The organism is Rhodococcus sp. NPDC059179, from assembly GCF_042754885.1.
Taxonomy (GTDB): Bacteria; Actinomycetota; Actinomycetes; order Mycobacteriales; family Mycobacteriaceae; genus Rhodococcus_G.
Map to the genome: position 1 here is coordinate 390,135 of NZ_JBHZBV010000001.1, position 17,590 is coordinate 407,724.

Here is a 17,590-nt window from a genome sequence, read left to right on the forward strand (position 1 = left end):
GTGCCTTCTCCAAATGGACGTGCAAGCGCGGTCAGGCAATCTGGTGGCGCGTTTCGCCGATCTTCGCCGCATCTCGACACCGCGGTACCGGCGCGCACACCGGGTCGGCACCGCGGCCTCGAATTGGTGGGAACCTACGAACGCTGCCGGAATTCTTCTGACTTCCGTACGAAACGTGAGTGTGCTGACGGTCACATACTGGGCCAGACCACCTCGACGTTACTTCGGAAGGGTAAATCGGTTGTTGACGCAAGAAGGCTCTTCCCTCAACATTCGGCGGACATCGACGACAACGATCGCACTGCTCGCCGGCGTGTACGTCATTGACTACATCGACAGAGTCGCTATCTCGGTGGCGCTGCCGTTCATAGGCTCTGACCTCCACCTGGACAAGACACAGCAGGGCTTCGTCGTCTCGGCCTTCGCGATTGCCTACATGCTCTCCCAATTGCCCGGAGGCGTGCTGGCCGACCGGTTCGGGGCCCGGCCCCTGCTCGTCATATCGCTACTCGGGTGGTCGGTCTTCACCGCCGCCACCGGCCTGGTTCATGGCCTGGTCCTGCTTCTGGTAGTCCGTGCCCTGTTCGGTGTGGCGCAAGCACTCTTCCCGCCCGCATCGTTCAAGGCGCTCGCCGAGCGAACCACGCCGCAAACCCGCACTCGCAGTGCCGGTTTCATTCTGGCCTCGAATGCGCTCGGCGCCGGTGCCGGGACCCTGCTCATGGCGCCCTTGATCGCCTCGGTCGGGTGGCGGCACAGCTTCTGGCTCATCGCCCTGGTCGGGGCCATCGTCGGAGTGTTGATGTGGCGGTTCCTCCCCTCTCCACTTCCCCGCGAATTCACCGATGATCATCAGCCGGTCGAAGAGGAGATCGTAGGATGGAAGCAGGTTCTGCGGAATTCTGTGGTCTGGCGATACGCGCTTCTGTTCTGCTGTTTCAACATGTTGTCCTACGGCATGATCACCTGGGTGCCGAGCTACCTGCTCGAGGTTCGAGGGCTCTCGCTCGTCGCTGCTGGAGTGTCGTCCGCGGTTCCGCTTTTGATCAACGCCGGTACCGCGGTCCTCGGCGGCTGGCTGGTCGGGCGCTACTTCGACGGCCGCGCCAAGTGGTTCGTGGTGCCCGTGCTGGTGGCGGCAAGCGTGCTGCTCGTGTTGATGCTCCAGACGACGTCGGCCACGACCTTCACGATCCTGCAGGCCTGCGCCATGGCGTGCAGCGGTCTCGCGATCATGGGCATCCTCGGAATGCCGCTTCGAGCCCTGCCACGGGAGTACGTCGGCGCTGGCATGGGCATCGTGAACACCGGCGGCCAATTCGCCGGTGTCGTCGCGCCCTTGGTCATGGGCTTCCTGGCGCAGCATGTCAGCTACACCGCCGCGTTCGGATTCCTCGCCGGCGCAACCTTGTGCGCTGCCCTGATCGCCATCATCACGCCGTCGACCATCCCGCAGTGGCAACCCGGGGAAAGGGTCGAATCCTCCAGCAAGAGCACCGAGAAAGAAAGTGATGTCAATGCCCGTGCATGATCTGGTTCTCCATGGCGGTCGAGTGATCGACCCCGAATCCGGAACTGATGCAATTCTCGATGTCGGTATCGACCGGGCCACGGTCACCATCGTCAGCGAGGCTCCCCTCGAAGGGCGTCGTACCCTCGATGTCTCAGGGCGGATTGTCGCTCCCGGATTCATCGACCTGCACAGTCACTGCACCGAGATCCCGGGCATGCGACTTCAGGCACTCGACGGCGTCACCACGGCTCTCGAACTCGAGGCCGGCGTGCACCCCATTGCGCGCGCCTACGAACGCGCTGCACGTGAAGGACGGCCCATCAACTACGGCTTCTCCACCAGCTGGGCGGCAGCACGACTGCATGTCAAGGCTGGGATCGCCACCACGGGCGTCCCCGAGGACATTCTGATGAACCTGGGACTGCCGGGATGGCAGGCCGAGGCGAGCCCGGAGGAAGTGGTCCAGATCCTCTCGTTGCTCGAGAAGGACCTCAGCAGCGGGGCTCTCGGCGTGGGCATCCTGCTCGGCTACGCACCACGGGTTTCGCCTTCCGAGTACATCGCGGTCGCGCAGCTCGCCGCCGAGCGCGACGTTCCGACCTACACCCATGCCCGTGACCTGGTCGATCAGGATCCGGACACCCCGGTCGACGGTGCCGAGGAAATCATTCGAGCGGCCGGAGAAACCGGCGCTCACATGCACTACTGCCACATCAACAGCACCTCGCTGCGCCACCTCGACCGTGTGCACAGCCTCGTCGAGCAGGCACGCTCCAACGGTGCCCAGGTCTCCACCGAGGCCTACCCGTACGGCACCGGCATGACCGGGATCGGCGCTGCCTTCCTCGACCCGAGCCTGCTTCACCGACGCGGGCTCACGCCCTACGCGATTCAGCACATGCCGACCGGGCGGCGGTTCGGCAACGCCGAGGAGCTCAACGAGATGCGCAGAACCAACCCCGGCGATCTTGTCGCCGTGCACTTCCTCGAGGAAGACGATCCCACAGCGCGCGATCTGCTGACCCGCGCACTCGTCTTCCCCGATACCGCCATCGCGAGTGACGGTTTCGAACCGGTCTGGAGAACCACTCCCCGTGACAATCTCCTGTGGCCCCTGCCTCCCGACGTCGTCACCCACCCACGCACGGCGGGGACCTACAGCCGCTCGATTCGTACCCTGTGGCGCGAATCGAGGGCCCTGAGCCTGTCCGAGGTGATTCGACGATGCAGTCTGGTCCCGGCCCAGATCCTGGCTGCGTCGGTACCCTCCATGTCCCGTAAGGGGCGCATCCAGGAAGGAGCCGACGCCGACATCGTCGTCTTCGACGGCGACTCCATCTCAGATCGAGCAACCTTTACCGACACAGCGGCCCCGTCGACCGGGTTCGACTACGTCATCGTCAACGGCGTCGAGGTCGTCAGCGGCGGGGAGTTGAATGCCAGCGAGCTCCCGGGGCGCCCCGTCCGATCGTGAGCCGGCCGCGAAAATCGAGGGTGCGGACACAAGAGTGACCCGCACCCCGGCCGAGGAGGGCAGAATCGACCCGAAAAGTAGGGAACTCAACGCTAGTTCGGGATACCGAGGTGATGGTGCCGTGCAGGTCGGTGGTGGGATCAGCATGCAACGGATCGTCGACGACCTAGGAGCCACCCTGATCGAGTTGCGTCTCGGAGAGATCGATTCTGCGGCGCGGGTACACAAGTCGGTGATATTCGAGGATGGTGACGACCCCAAAGAGGTTGCAGGGTCGCTCGTGCTCGCAGTCGGCCCCGACTCCGCGCGCGTACCCGAGCTTCTGACCACCCTCGCACAGCACGGAGCAGCAGCACTGGTGTTGCGATCCACGGTCGCGATCACCCCGCAGATCATCGCCGCGGCAGACGCATCAGGACTCGCCGTGCTGTCGCTACGACCAGGCGCAACCTGGGAACAACTGATGTGGATGGTCCGGACGCTCTTGGCCGGGCCTCGCGCTGGGATCGACCCGAGTCACACCGTTGGCGGTGTGACCTCCGGTGATCTGTTCGCTCTCGCCAATGTCATCAGCACCTCCCTCGACGCACCGGTCACGATCGAGGACCGAGAGTTCCACGTCCTGGCCTTCTCCGGACGTCAGGATGAAGCCGACCAGTCGAGAATCTCCACCATTCTGCGGCAGCAAGTTCCCCTCCCCCTGATCAAACAGCTCCAGGAAACCGGCCTTCTCGACACCATCTACGAGAGCAACGAGCCGCTATACCTACCAGCCGACACCGCCGGCGGCAGCCTCATCACCAAGGGCCGCATAGTCGCAGCGGTCCGTGCCGGAAGCGAAGTGCTGGGTGCGATCTGGGCTGCAGTCGACGATCCGCTCGACGATGAACAAAGCCAGTTCCTCAAGGATGCGGCACGGTTGGCCGCACTACACCTGCTCGCACTGCGCGCGGGATCCGACCTCAATCGCAGCTATCTGACCGAGAACGTGTCTGCCGCCTTGAGCGGAGGCAGCTCCGCGGCTGAAGCGCTCGCACGGCTACACATCAGATTTCCTGCGGTGGTCGTCGCTATCAATGCGGCCGAGTCCGGGTCCCCGGCCGGTGATTTGTTGGACGGGAACAGAATTGCGCTCTACCGCCTTTCCGACACCTTCATCCCCCACTTGGCCGCGTCGAGCGCGGGAGCCGTCTCGTCGATCGTGGCCAGCAGCATGTACGCGATCATTCCGGTGTCGGCCACCAAGCCGACCTCGGATTCGGCAGAGCGCGTGACCCGCGACTTCCTCAAACGGATGAGTGGCCGCATTCCCATGGTGATCGGAATCGGCCCGGTAGCCCACAACGTCTCCGAGTTGAGCCTGTCGAGGCACGAAGCCGACCGGACGCTGCGCGCGATGATGTCGACGAAAATGTACGGAGAAGTGGCCAACTGGGAGGACCTCGCCTCGCACGCCCTACTCCATGACCTCGGCGACCTTGTCGCCGCCCGGGGCGACAAGCCAACGGGAGCCATCGCACGCCTGCAGCGCTATGACGCTGCCCATCACAACCAACTGCTCAAGACACTCGAGCTGTGGCTGGATGCTGGCTGCGATCTGCAGAAGGCGGCCGCGGCCGCCTTCATCCACCCCAACACCTTCAGATATCGCCTCAAGCGCGTCTCGGAGATCGGTGAAATCGATCTCGGCGATGCCGACGATCGCTTCTACGCGCTCCTCCAGTTGCGTCTTATCAGGCAGGGATCGCTTTCGTTCTAGAGCACAACCTCTGAACCGTGATTTCGTAACTCTGCACCAACACGCGAGCCTGCGGCCAGCCTAGCCTCAACGTTGAGACAGGTTACATTCCAAGAGATTCCAGCGAGGGGTCGCGTGAATAACTCGCCGCACATGAGCGAAGCCACTTTCGACACCATTGTGATCGGCGGCGGAATGGCAGGGATCTCGATTGCACACGAACTGGCAGAACAGCAATCCGTAGCACTGATTGAGCAGGAATCCGCTCTCGCGTATCACACGACCGGACGCTCTGCCGCAGCATTTCTCGAGAGCTACGGGAACAAGGCTATCCGAATGTTGACGGCGGCCAGTCGCGACTTCTTCGTTGACCCCGTCGGGAATTTCGACGGGCCGCTCACGACACCGTTGTCGCTACTGATCATTGCCGACGAACACGAGACCGACACGCTGCGTGCCCTGCATCGGGATGTGTCCGAACGGGGTCAGCACATCGAGCTCGTCGACGGGCCCACAGCGGAGGCGCTCAACCCAGTGCTCCGACCTGGCTACACACAGCTGGCTGTGATCGATTCCGGCGCCCTCGAACTCGACGTCCACGCGATTCATCAGGGATACGTACGTGGCTTCCGCCGACGTGGCGGCACCATCGTCAAGTCATCGCGGATCGTGAGCGGTCGGCGTGAGAAGCAGACCTGGGTACTGCAGGCCTCAGATGGTGGTACCTTCCGCGCCCCTACCGTTGTCAACGCAGCCGGGGCCTGGGGCGACGAGTTGGCCTTAGCGCTCGGCGCCCGGCCGGTGGGCATCCAGCCTCTTCGACGAACTGCGTTCATGGTGCCCACCCAACACGAGTGCGCAGGCCAGATCCCCATCACCATGCAGGCATCCGAGAATTTCTACTTCAAACCCGACGGTGCGCAATTCCTGTGCTCGCCGGCCGACGAGACCTTTCAGGAACCGGGAGACGCACGCCCCGACGAACTGGAGATCGCGCGCGCAATCGAGATGCTCAACGAAGCAACCACGCTCGACATTCGCCGGGTGAGCTCCTCCTGGGCAGGTCTTCGCAGTTTCACCGCCGACCGCACTCCGGCCGTCGGCCCCGACCCAGACCTCGAAGGCCTGTTCTGGTTTGTCGGGCAAGGCGGCTACGGCATCCAAATGGCACCCGCACTCGCCCGAATGGGTGCCGCAGTGACCTCCGGTGGACCCATCCCGCCCGATCTGGTCGAGCTGGGCTTGACCGAGGAAATGCTGGCCCGCGACCGCGAGGCCCTCACCGCGGGCGCCCACACCTAAACCTGCCACCCTTCACCGCCCGCCTCCAGCAGTAAACGATCCAGCCTCGCAAGACAAGGAACACAGACAATGTCGAAAATGGTCACCGCCCCCTCCGGCCGCCGCTACCTCACCGGCGGTGACGCGAAGGGCCCCTTCATGACGGCTATCGAGTCGAACAACACCTTGTACATCTCCGGTCAGGGCGGCTTCGCGCCCGACGGAACAATCCCCCCCGGAGTCCGCGCCCAAACCAAGGCGACACTCGACAACGTCCGACAGATCATCGATGCCTGTGGATGGTCGGTGTCCGACCTCATCCAGATCACCTGCTACCTCGCCGACATCGAGGAATGGGGCGAGATGAACATCGAGTACGCCGAGTTCTTCGCCGGACAACCCACCCCACCGACGAGGACCGCCATCGGAGTCGCCGCCCTACCGTTCAACCTCAGAGTCGAAATGACTTGTGTCGCAAGCAGGACGAACGTCCAGACAGGAGGATGACCCCAGCTCGAATCGGGACTGGGTCACCTCCACCAGTTTCGCGAGTGGCTACTCGCCGACAGCGCCAGGCCGGAGCGATCCAGATACACAGCAGCCACGACCTGCTATCGCCCCCGCTTCCTCCGGGCCCACGAGGACGATCTTCCGCGTCACCGGCGGAGCACCGTCCCATCCTCGCAGCGCGCCGATGAGGCTGGCTATGGCCTTCGAGTCCGCCGTCCTACCAAAGGACCGACAGCATGCCGGCGTGGGCCGCGACCGCGGGGCGGGAGGAGCGGGTGCGATGCCGCCCACATCTGCTGATCTGACCTGACTACCCCCGCGCCATGTCCACGAACCGGGACAGGTGAAGCTGGTGCGCCACAGTGATTGTCGCGGTCGGACCACCACGGTGCTTACCCAGGATGATGTCCGCCTCGCCGCCGCGCGGGTCGTCCCGCTCGAAGGCGTCGGGCCGGTGCAGCAGCATGACCATGTCGGCGTCCTGCTCGAGCGAGCCGGACTCGCGGAGGTCGGACACCATGGGGCGCTTGTCCGTTCGCTGTTCCGGACCACGGTTGAGCTGACAGATCGCGACCACCGGGACCTCGAGCTCCTTGGCCAGCAGCTTGAGGCTTCGGGAGAACTCGGAGACCTCCTGCTGGCGGGACTCGACCTTCTTGCCGGACGACATCAGCTGCAGGTAGTCGATCACGATCAGCTTGATGTCGTGCTTCTGCTTGAGCCGGCGGGCCTTCGCCCGGATCTCCATCATGGTCAGGTTGGGGGAGTCGTCGATGAACAGCGGTGCCTCGCTGATCTCGCTCATCCGCCGGGCCAGCTTGGTCCAGTCGTCGTCGTTCATCTTGCCCGACTTCATGTCGGAGAGTTTGATCTTCGCCTCCGCCGACAGCAGGCGCATGACGATCTCGGTCTTTCCCATTTCGAGGGAGAAGATGACGCTGGCCATGCCGTGCTTGATCGAGCACGACCGCATGAAATCCATGCCGATCGTGGAGTTGTGGGTCGGCACCATCGACCGACCGGCCAGGTACAGATGCTCGGCGTTGTCGACCTCGACGCAGCGCACCGGCACGCTGTCGACCTTCCGGACGCCGACGATGCGACGAACGCCGGACACACCCGCCCCATGGGTGCGACGTTCCTTGTGCAACAGTCCCTTTCGCGGACCTCCGAACACGTCGTCCTCGGTCGCGAAGGTCAACCCGCATCCGTTGGCAGTCGGCTCGACGCGGCTCTCGTAGCCCAGGCCGGCCAGCAGCTCCGCGGCGTCGCGAACCAACCCGTCGCTCAGAGCCATGAGGCGCACCGTGCCGTCGTCGGCGACCTCGGCCGCCGTGTCCAGCAGGCCCGCAAGCAGCAAACGCCGCTGCGACTCCGACCCGCGCTGATACACGGTGGGAATCCGGCGGTCACCGACTTCGCCGGCGGCGGGGAGGTCCGCGTCGTCCTCAGCTTCGATTCGCATCGCGATCTCGGGATCGACCGACCACGCGGTCGCGGCGGTCGTCCCATCGCCGAGCCAGGCGCCCAGGGTGTAGGACGGCACCGGCAGGGTCGCCGCGGGCAGCTGGAGCGCCCGCGCATTGACGACAGCGTGCTCGGCATCGACGGTCGTCGCGATGTCCGCAGTATTCCTGACGGCCGAGATACCGGACAGCTCAGTCAGCCACTGGTGCTGCTCGTCGGCCACCAGCACGGTGCCGTCGGAGAACTCCACCTCGTAGCAGGGCCGGTCCACCATCACCTCGGTGGCGGCGACCACCGTGGTCGGGTTGCCCTGCGCGTCGATCAGCCGGTCGCCGACGCGGACCTCGCCCATGGTGGTCCACCCGGTGGGGGTCGGCAGGGGAGTGTCGAGCGCGAGCGCCTTGCCCACACCGGGGCGCGCCGCCACGATGATCATCTGCCCCGGGTGCAGGCCGTTGGTGACCTCGTCGAGCTCGGAGAATCCGGTGGGCACGCCGAGGGAGAGGCCGCCGCGGCTGGCGATGGAGTCGATCTCGTCCATCGTCGGCTGCAGCAGCTCCTCGAGCGGCACGAAGTCGTCGTTGGTGCGGCGCTCGGTGACGTCATACACCTCGGCCTGCGCGCGGTCGACCACCTCGGCCACGTCCTGGCCCTCCGACCCGGCGTAGCCGTACTGCACGATCCGGGTGCCTGCCTCGACCAGGCGGCGCAGGATCGACTTCTCCGCGACGATCTCGGCGTAGTAGCCGGCGTTGGCGGCGGTCGGCACCGTCTGGGTGAGCGTCACCAGGTACGGCGCCCCGCCCACCCGGCGCAGGTCGCCACGACGGTCCAGTTCCGCCGCCACGGTGACCGGGTCGGCGGGCTCGCCGCGGGCGTACAGGTCCAGGATCGCGTCGTAGACGTTCTGGTGCGCGGGCCGGTAGAAGTCACCGGGCCGCAGCCGCTCGAGCACGTCCGCGATCGCGTCCTTGCTCAGCAGCATGCCGCCGAGCACCGACTGCTCGGCCGCCATGTCCTGCGGGGGCTGGCGCCCGAAATCCTCGCGGGGCGGCTCAGCCTGCTCCGAGTAGTCCGAGTGACCACGATCGTCGACAACCGCCACGCGATAACCGTCCTCTCCCGCAAACCTCGACGCCCGGTCGGCCACGCCGTCCGGTGCGTCCACACGCAATACATACGCGCCCGGACCGACAGGTTGATCCCGACCCCGAGAATCCGGGTCCGGCACAGCCGTCGCAGGACGCGCGCGCACGACGTTAGGCATCCGGACCGGCTCGTTCAACACGGACTGTGTACACAACTGTGGATGAATTGTGGAAACGTCAGTTGGCCGATGTTAGTGCCCTGGGGACAACCTGAGGATAACTAGGTAGCTGTTTCCCATCCGCGCAGGTAATCGTACCTTTTGTTGTTCACAGTCCTGTGGATGAAAATACTTTCGGCGTGTCCCACGGGTTGGGCATTCGGGCGTGTTGCCGAAGCGCGCTGACCTCGCAATATGAGCTGCATCACAGTGATGCTTCACACTAACTGGACGCTTGGCTTGGGACAGGATCACAACGGCACGCAACTTATCCCACAGACGACTCGGGGCCCCGCAGACCATAGGTCCGCGGGGCCCCGAGGGCGAACGTGGGTCGGACTAGCCGGCGACCACGTTCAGGTGGAACTTGGCAACGACGTCGGGGTGCAGGTTCACAACCACGGCGTGCTTGCCGGTCGCCTTGATGTGCGACTTCGGCAGCTCGAGGCTGCGCTTGTCGACAACCGGACCACCGGCGGCCTTGATGGCGCCGGCAACGTCGGCGGCGGTGACCGAGCCGAACAGCTTGCCCGAGTCGCCGGCCGTCTTGACGGTCAGCGAGACGCTCTCGAGGCCCTCGATCGCGGCCTTGATCTCCTTGGCGTGGTCGAGTCCGCGCACGGCGCGGGCTTCCTGCGCACGGCGGATGCCGTCGACCTGCTTCTCGGCGCCACGGGTGGCGACGATCGCGAGACCGCGGGGCAGCAGGTAGTTGCGGCCGTAACCGTCCTTGACCTCAACGGTGTCGCCGGGCGCACCGAGGTTGTCCACGTCTGCAGTGAGGATCAGCTTCATGTCTTCCCTTTCCTTAGCGAGCCGTCGAGACGTAAGGAAGCAGAGCAACCTCACGCGAGTTCTTCACGGCAACGGCCACGTCCCGCTGGTGCTGGACGCAGTTGCCGGTGACACGACGCGCGCGGATCTTGCCGCGGTCGCTGACGTACTTACGCAGCAGCGTCGTGTCCTTGTAGTTGATCTGCGTGTTCTTCTCTTTACAGAAGGAGCAGACCTTCTTCTTCATCACCTTGTCGCGCAGCGGCGGCTTCGGCATTGTCTTTCTCCGTACTTTCAATGTTCGTTCGCATCAGATCCCGGCGCTGTCGCCAGTGCGGGGATCAGAACGGGGGTTCGTCGTTTCCACCACCGGAGCCACCGAACGAGCCGGCCGCCTGCGGGGCGCTGCCCCACGGGTCTTCGCCGCCGCCGGAGCTGGCCGCCGGGCGTCCGCCGCCCGAGCCGCCCGAGGAACCGAACCCTCCGCCGCCTCCGCCGCCACCGCGGTTGGCCTTGTTGACCTTGGCCGTGGCGTACTTGAGCGAGGGGCCGATCTCGTCGACCTCGAGTTCCATGACAGTGCGCTTCTCACCCTCGCGAGTCTCGTAGGACCGCTGCTTGAGCCGTCCGCTCACGATCACCCGAGAACCGCGAGTCAGGGACTCGGCAACGTTCTCCGCGGCCTCACGCCAGATGTTGCAGCGCATGAAGAGCGCCTCGCCGTCTTTCCATTCATTGGACTGACGGTCGAAGGTGCGGGGCGTCGATGCGACCGTGAAGTTCGCAACGGCGGCCCCCGCGGGGGTGAATCGAAGCTCGGGATCGGCCGTCAAGTTTCCGATGACGGTGATCACGGTGTCGCCTGCCATGTGGGTTCCTCCTGCAGTGTGTGGAATCCTGTTGCGCCGAGCCTAGGGCCCAGCACAGACAGAAATCACTTGTTGTGGCGCAGAACCTTGGTGCGGAGCACCGACTCGTTCAGGCCGAGCTGACGATCCAGCTCGTTCACGGTGGCAGGGGTCGCGTTGATGTCGATCACCGCGTAGATGCCTTCGCTGTGCTTGGCGATCTCGTAGGCGAGACGACGCTTACCCCAAACATCGACCTTGTCGACACTGCCGCCGTCCTGGCGAACAACATTGAGGAACGTATCCAGCGACGGAGCGACGGTGCGCTCGTCCAGGCTGGGGTCAAGGATGACCATCAATTCGTAATGACGCATAAGACCTCATCACCTCCTATGGACTAGTGAAACGGCCACGGACTATCCGTGACAGGAGGGTCGTTGCGTCAGCAACCCATGCAGGTTACACGAGCGGCCCCTGACCTGCGAAATCGCGCCCGTCACGGCGGCGGCCGTGGGGGCGGTCGGATCCCTCCCGCGGCCGCGAGCACCTAGGCTGACACCCATGCGGACGCGCGCCCGAGCAGGGACCCCGGCGGTGGCGGTCACCGTGGTCCTGCTGTGTGGCCTCACCCTCGCCCTCGGCTACCTGAACAAGGCCAGGTGCGCGGGCGCCCCGTTCGCCGAGAACGGTCGCAGCCTCGTCTTCGACCGGCTCAAGGACAGCAACTTCTGCTACTCCGACATCCAGTTCCTCTGGCTCGGCCGCGACATCGACAACCACGTCTTCCCGTACCTCACCGGCGGCATCACCGCCGACGGCCTACTCACCGGTGGCACCGTCGAGTACCCGGTGCTCAGCGGGCTGCTGATGTGGCTCGGCGGCATAGGCGCGCACACCGACGCCCAGTTCCTGCTGAACTCGGCGCTGATCCTGGTGCCGTTCGGGCTGGCCACCGCGTGGATGCTCGGCCGGCTCGCCGGCTGGCCCGCGCTGCTGTGGGCGGCCGCCCCGCCGCTGGTCCTCTACGCGTTCCACAACTGGGAGCTGCCGGTCGTCGCGGCCGCCACCGCGGCGACCTTCGTGGTCGTGTACTACCAGCGGATCCCGCTGCGCACCAGGGCGATCGGCGCCGCGGTGCTGCTCGCGATCGGCCTGTGCCTGAAGATCTACCCGGGCGCCTTCGTGCTGCCGCTGATGGCCTTCGTGTTCACCGGGGGCGTGGGCGGCGCGGAGCTGCCCACCTCGGTACGGGGTCGGTTCGACCCGAAGGGCGCGCTGCTGGTGGCGGCCTCCGCGGCGGGCACGGTGATCGCGATCAACCTGCCGTTCGCGGTCGCCGGCTACCCCGGCTGGCTGGCCTCGTTCACCTTCCAGTCCGACCGCCAGGCCGACATCACCACCAACTCGGTCTGGTACTGGGGGGTGCGGCACCTGTTCGGCGGCGTCGAGGGCCCGGGCAGCGACTACGCGACGTTCGTCAGCGTGGCCTCGCCGCTGCTGATCGCGGCGTCGTTCGCGCTGGCGCTCTGGCTCGGCTACGCCCGGTACCGGCGCGAGGGCAGCTACCCGTGGATCGCGGTGAGCGCGGCGATGCTGTGCGGCTTCCTGCTGCTGCACAAGGTGCATTCGCCGCAGTACACGCTGTGGCTCATCCCGTTCCTGGTGCTGTTGCGGGTGCCGTGGGCGCTGATCGCGGGCTACCTGGTCGCCGACCTCGCGATCGGGATCGGGGTGTTCCGATACTTCTACGAACTCTCGATCGGATCGGACGCTTCCGCGATGGAGTTCGCCGTGCAGTTCGGCGTCTGGGGCCGCGCCGCGTTGCTGGTGGTGCTGTTCTTCGTCTTCCTCCGGGCCCGCCCGCGCTGGGAGGGGACTCCGGCCGCGGAGGATTCCCGACCCGCCGTCGGACGACAGGATCCGTCGCTCAGCACGGCGGCGTCATGACCGCGCCCTGGTTCGACCAGCCCACGCTCGCGGGCAGGCACGTCCGGCTCGAGCCGCTGACCCTCGCACACGCCGAGGACCTGTACCGGGCCGCCGACGACCCCACGCTGTTCCGCTGGACCTGGCGTCCGATCGAAAACGTCTCGGACGCAACCGAATACATCCGGCATGCCCTGGACGACCCGCAACGGTTGGCGTACGCCCAGGTCGACGTCGGGGCCGGTGCGGTGGTCGGCACCACCTCGTACTATCAGATCGACCCGTTGCACCAGTCGCTCGCGATCGGCTACACCTGGCTCTCCCGCGCGGCCCAGGGCGGCCGGATCAACCCGGAGGCGAAGCTGCTGTTGCTCCGCCGGGCCTTCGAGGATCTCGGCGCGGTCCGAGTCGAGTGGCACACCGACGAGCTCAACGCGCACTCGCGCGGCGCGATCGCCAAGCTCGGCGCCGAGTTCGAGGGACTGCTCCGCAAGCACCGCCGTCGGGTGGACGGAAGTTGGCGCAACACAGCCCTTTTCTCGATGACCGACGACGACTGGCCGCAGGCCCGCACCCAGCTGGAGGCACGGGTTAGGGGATAGACGCGGGCGGCCCTAACAGCTTCCCGATCAGCGACGCGCGCGAACGCCGGTCGGTTCGCGCGCCCAGCACGACGAAAGCGTCGCTCGCGGCCCGGCCAAGAGCCTCTCGGCACGCTCAAGGCTGCGCCTGCCCGACTGACTGACAGATCACGTGGCGCGTCCTCGTAAGGGCCTTGGAGGGGCGGAAACGGCAAAGCCCGACGCTTGTCCACCGGCCGCCTGATGTCCGACCAACGTACCGAGGCAAACCGACATCATCGGCGCGATTCGTTGCCGTTGGTCTCGATGTCGACACTCCCGAGCAGTGGCCGGTCTGTATCCATCGTCCCCTGCATGATGAACACATGGAAACCGCCGTCCGAACGCCTCTCGAGGTCTTCACCATCCCGCAGCACCTGGTCGTGCCGATCTATCAGCGTCGCTACGTGTGGGAGGAAGAGCATCAATGGGAGCCGCTGTGGCTCGATCTGCGTCGCCTCGCGGAGCACCGGCTGTCAGGCGGGAGCAGCACTCACTTCCTCGGCGCCATCGTGGTACAGGCGATCGACAACCAGATGGGTCAAATGCAGCAGCGGGCCATCATCGATGGACAGCAGCGGCTGACGACTCTGCAGATCGTTTTTGACTCAGTTGGGGCGATTCTTAGCGAGAAGGGTTTCGCGGCGCTGTCGCAACAACTTGAGGGGCTGACGCACAATCCGGCATTCTTCAATGCCACCGGCGATTCTGCGCTAAAGCTGCGCCATAGCAACGATGACGGCCTTGGATTCGACGAAGTCATGACCGCCGAGCCTCCCGTCGAGCACGCAGAGCTCGAGTATGCAGACGCCCGGATCCCGCTGGCACATAAGTACTTCTCAGAGGAGGTTGGCGCGTGGATCGGTGACGGCGACGAAGCGGCGGCACGTGCGCAGGCCCTAGTCGTGGTGCTGACTAGCGCACTGAATCTGGTAGTGATCGACCTGAAGGCGGACGAAGATTCTCAGGCGATCTTTGAGACCCTCAATGCCCGCGGCACCCCGCTCACGTCGGCGGATCTGATCAAGAACCACGTGTTCCAACGCCTCACGGCCGAGGGTGTCGACACGGCCGCGTTCTATAAGGCCGACTGGATCTTCGACACCAAGTGGTGGGAACGGGAGATCAGCGTGGGCCGTTTCCCGATGTCGCGGAGTTCGCACTTCCTCAACCAGTGGTTGGTGTCACGGGTAGGTGAGCTCGTTGGCCCGAGCTCCACTTTCGGGCGGTTCAAACACTTTGCCGACCACGAATACGGCGGCCCTATGTCGCAACTCATCGGTGAGATCAACGCGATGGCCGCTATCTACAAGGGCTGGACTAGCGAGATCGAGGACGATCACAAGCCGCTCGACACCGTCGCGATGAGCGTCTACAGAATGCAGTTGTCGGACGTGGAGGCAATCAAACCGGTGCTCCTATGGTTGCTCGACCCGGGGCACGGATACGCGCTCGAAACAGTCAAAGCAGTGACCAAGGATGTGGAGAGCTGGTTTGTACGGCGCATGCTGCTCCGGCTGAGCATGAGCTCGTCCGGCCGCGTCGTGTCCGAGTTGATCGGAACGCATCTCGGTGTACCCGACTCAGACCTGGCTGCGCGCGTGCGCAACCACTTGACCCGTCTGACTGCCGACACGACCTACTGGCCCGATGACGATGAGTTGCGAGCGCACCTTCGCACGGAGAACGCTTACCGCCGGATGAAGCGGGCGCGCCTGCGGATGCTCCTAGAGGCGGCCGAAGACCACCTTCGTGGCTACACAGGCACAGCGCCGTCGAAGACCGGGGTGAGGGCGCCACGCGTCCCGCGCCAGATTGAGCACCTCATGCCCGTTAAGTGGAAGACGCACTGGGGCGTCGAAGGTCTCCAGGCTGCAGTGGACCGTGATGCGCACATCCATCGCCTCGGCAACCTCACCCTGTTGACCGGCTCGTTGAATGCCTCGGTATCGAACGGGCCGTGGCTCGGATCGCACGGCAAGCGCGAGAGCATCAGGAACCACGAGGTCTACCTGCTGAATAAGCGGGTGATCGACGCGAGTGAGGCCGGCTGGGACGAGCAGGCCATTGACGCCCGCACGGACGAGATCATCGAAAGCTTTCTGGCCACATGGCCGGTCCCGGAGAGTCACGTGCGTCCGGTTCCTCCGACTAAGGGTTCGGAGGACGTCTCTCTTCGTCGACTCGTGGCTTCCGGATATCTCGCGGTCGGGACCATCCTGCACGCCGCCCCCGCTCAGCACAGTGATCGGACTTGCGAGGTGCTGGATACCGGTGAACTGCTTCTTGAGGGAGCGCGCTTCACCTCCCCTTCAGGGCCTGCTCGCGTCATCCAGCGGCGAAGCGCCAACGGGTGGTGGTTCTGGCAGTTGCCGGATGGCCGCCGGCTGACAGAGGTGCGCACGGCCTATCTGGAAGGCCAACTGCAGAACGTCTGATCCCTTCCACTCGGATTGCGTCGCCGGAAATCGCCCGCACTGAGCCTGTGGGGGCACGACTTCGATGTCGAATCCACCGGATCCGTGCCGGGTCAGGGAGTAGCGGGCGCCTCGGACCACGCCCGTGCGCCGCGACCGGCGCGCGGGCGCAGCCAGGACGGCAGCCACCCCGGCTGCCGGTCTGGGGCGCCGTCGAGCACCCCGCCCACCGGATCGTCCACGCCGCCCCCGCGCACCAGGTCCAGCTCCGGACGACGGATCTGCCGGATCACCAGCGCGCACAGCACGACGACCGCGACGTCCCGGACGACCACCGTCGCGGTGAACCACTGCTCGGGCAGGCCCTTGTTCGCCGCACCCAGGTAGTAGTACATCCTCGGCACCCATACCAGGGCGTCGATCGTCATCCACGCCAACAGAATTCGGCGGTGCGGCAGCGCGAGCACCGCCAGCGGGACCAGCCACAGCGAGTACTGCGGGCTCCACACCTTGTTGGTGAGCAGGAACGCCGCGACCACCAGGAAGCACAGCTGCGCGACCCGGGGCCTGCGGGCGGCGGTCAGCGCCAGGTACCCGATGCCCACGCAGGCGGCCGCGAACAGCACCAGCGACACCGCATTCAGGTTCGTCGGACTCTCGCCCGCGCCAAGCGGGCCGTCGAAACCGCGCCAACCGGTGAACGAGGTGATCACGTTGTAGATCGAGTCAGGGTCGGCCCCGCGCTCGGAATTGAGCCGGAAGAACTCCCGCCAGCCGTCCGGAAACAGCAGCGCAATGGGAAGATTCACCACCAGCCAGGCCGCGGCCGCGCCTGCGACGGCCTGCCACCACGCCCGCATCCGGCCGGCCCGCAGGCACAGCACCAGCAGCGGACCGAGCAGCAACAGCGGGTACATCTTGGCGGCGCCGCCGAGGCCGAGCAGCACGCCCGCCAGCACCGGCCGCCTGCGCGCCCACCCGAGCAACCCGCCCGCCGCGAAAGCCGTTGCCAGCGGGTCGAAATTGGTGAACGCGTGCACGACGACCAGCGGCGACACCGCGACCAGTGCGGCGTCCCAGACGCGGCGGCCTGCCAGCAGCACTGTCGCCCAGATGGTGACCAGCCACGCCAGCGACAGCCCCAACGCGACCACGTTGAAGTAGAGGACCACCTGCAGCGCCCCCGGCAGCCAGGCGACCGCGTCCCAGGCCTTGGCCACATTCATCGAGCCGTACTGGTAGAGCCCCGCGAGCACCGGATACTCCATGTACCGCTGCTGCATCGACCCGTCGCCGGCCTCCTCCTGCCACGACTTCTTGTACGGGAAGGCGCCCTCGTCGAGGCGCTCCGCCCCGTACAGCGGGACCGTGTCCGAATAGCACAGCGCGGTGTACTGGCGGCTGCCGCTCCAGTCCAGCCCCAACGCTCCGTCGGGCCCGTTCGGGGCCTGCTGGATACACGCGGCCTTGGTGGACCAGCCGAGGGCGAGGAACACCACCGCCAGCAGCAGGATCACCCGCAGCGGGGTCAGGAAGCGGGCCCGCCCGATCAGCGCGTGCCGCCCGACCGGCCCGCCGATGACGCCGGACAGCTCGGCCACCATCGGATCGGTGCGCCCGGGCAGATCCCGGTCGACCGCGGACCGGCAGTCGCCCGCGAGCGGGCCCGGCGAGGCGAGAACCGCGGCGCCCGCGACCTCCTGCGGAACGACCGTT

The 17,590-nt window shown here is 65.8% G+C and carries 14 protein-coding genes; 8 read left to right on the plus strand and 6 right to left on the minus strand.

Annotation, left to right across the window (positions count from 1 at the left end):
• Positions 1–13: 13 nt before the first annotated feature.
• The 5 genes from ACFXMV_RS01770 to ACFXMV_RS01790 all read left to right on the plus strand — a co-directional run bounded on the left by ACFXMV_RS01770 (position 14) and on the right by ACFXMV_RS01790 (position 6,513).
• Positions 14–1,531, plus strand: coding sequence for an MFS transporter (locus ACFXMV_RS01770; protein WP_378612020.1), 1,518 nt, complete (start codon positions 14–16; stop codon positions 1,529–1,531).
• A gap of 22 nt (positions 1,532–1,553) precedes the next feature.
• Complete coding sequence (locus ACFXMV_RS01775) at positions 1,554–2,987, plus strand: amidohydrolase family protein (protein WP_378502653.1); 1,434 nt, start codon at positions 1,554–1,556, stop codon at positions 2,985–2,987.
• A gap of 34 nt (positions 2,988–3,021) precedes the next feature.
• A complete protein-coding gene (locus tag ACFXMV_RS01780; RefSeq protein ID WP_378502652.1) occupies positions 3,022–4,746 on the plus strand; it encodes a PucR family transcriptional regulator in 1,725 nt (574 codons plus the stop codon).
• A 132-nt stretch (positions 4,747–4,878) separates the two neighbouring features.
• A complete protein-coding gene (locus ACFXMV_RS01785) occupies positions 4,879–6,027 on the plus strand; it encodes an NAD(P)/FAD-dependent oxidoreductase (RefSeq protein WP_378502078.1) in 1,149 nt (382 codons plus the stop codon).
• A gap of 78 nt (positions 6,028–6,105) precedes the next feature.
• Entirely contained in the window at positions 6,106–6,513 is a 408-nt protein-coding gene (locus ACFXMV_RS01790; protein ID WP_378502077.1) for a RidA family protein, read from the plus strand.
• Positions 6,514–6,826: 313 nt separating this feature from the next.
• On the opposite strand, the gene dnaB is transcribed toward ACFXMV_RS01790, so the two are convergent.
• The 5 genes from dnaB to rpsF form a co-directional block, all read right to left on the minus strand.
• On the minus strand, positions 6,827–9,088 hold the full coding sequence (gene dnaB, locus ACFXMV_RS01795) for a replicative DNA helicase (protein WP_378502651.1): 2,262 nt from the start codon (positions 9,086–9,088) through the stop codon (positions 6,827–6,829).
• Between the two features lie 540 nt (positions 9,089–9,628).
• Positions 9,629–10,084 (minus strand): 50S ribosomal protein L9, encoded by a 456-nt coding sequence (gene rplI, locus ACFXMV_RS01800; protein ID WP_378502650.1) that lies wholly within the window; start codon positions 10,082–10,084, stop codon positions 9,629–9,631.
• A gap of 13 nt (positions 10,085–10,097) precedes the next feature.
• Positions 10,098–10,340, minus strand: coding sequence for a 30S ribosomal protein S18 (rpsR, locus tag ACFXMV_RS01805; RefSeq protein ID WP_027502095.1), 243 nt, complete (start codon positions 10,338–10,340; stop codon positions 10,098–10,100).
• 64 nt (positions 10,341–10,404) lie between these two features.
• The gene (locus ACFXMV_RS01810; protein WP_378502649.1) at positions 10,405–10,932 is read right to left on the minus strand and encodes a single-stranded DNA-binding protein; all 528 of its coding nucleotides are present in this window, start codon (positions 10,930–10,932) and stop codon (positions 10,405–10,407) included.
• Between the two features lie 65 nt (positions 10,933–10,997).
• Complete coding sequence (gene rpsF / locus ACFXMV_RS01815) at positions 10,998–11,285, minus strand: 30S ribosomal protein S6 (RefSeq protein WP_027502097.1); 288 nt, start codon at positions 11,283–11,285, stop codon at positions 10,998–11,000.
• A 187-nt stretch (positions 11,286–11,472) separates the two neighbouring features.
• Here rpsF and ACFXMV_RS01820 point away from each other — a divergent pair, with 187 nt between their 5' ends.
• From ACFXMV_RS01820 to ACFXMV_RS01830, 3 genes are all read left to right on the plus strand, one after another.
• The gene (locus tag ACFXMV_RS01820) at positions 11,473–12,858 is read left to right on the plus strand and encodes a glycosyltransferase family 87 protein (protein ID WP_378502648.1); all 1,386 of its coding nucleotides are present in this window, start codon (positions 11,473–11,475) and stop codon (positions 12,856–12,858) included.
• Complete coding sequence (locus tag ACFXMV_RS01825) at positions 12,855–13,439, plus strand: GNAT family N-acetyltransferase (RefSeq protein WP_378500014.1); 585 nt, start codon at positions 12,855–12,857, stop codon at positions 13,437–13,439. The genes ACFXMV_RS01820 and ACFXMV_RS01825 overlap by 4 nt, the downstream gene beginning before the upstream one ends.
• 344 nt (positions 13,440–13,783) lie before the next feature.
• Positions 13,784–15,895, plus strand: a complete 2,112-nt coding sequence (locus ACFXMV_RS01830; protein WP_378500015.1) for a DUF262 domain-containing protein — start codon at positions 13,784–13,786, stop codon at positions 15,893–15,895.
• Positions 15,896–15,987: 92 nt separating this feature from the next.
• Here the strand turns inward: ACFXMV_RS01830 and ACFXMV_RS01835 are convergent, their stop codons facing one another.
• The gene (locus ACFXMV_RS01835; protein ID WP_378500017.1) at positions 15,988–17,499 is read right to left on the minus strand and encodes a glycosyltransferase family 87 protein; all 1,512 of its coding nucleotides are present in this window, start codon (positions 17,497–17,499) and stop codon (positions 15,988–15,990) included.
• Positions 17,500–17,590 lie beyond the last annotated feature (91 nt).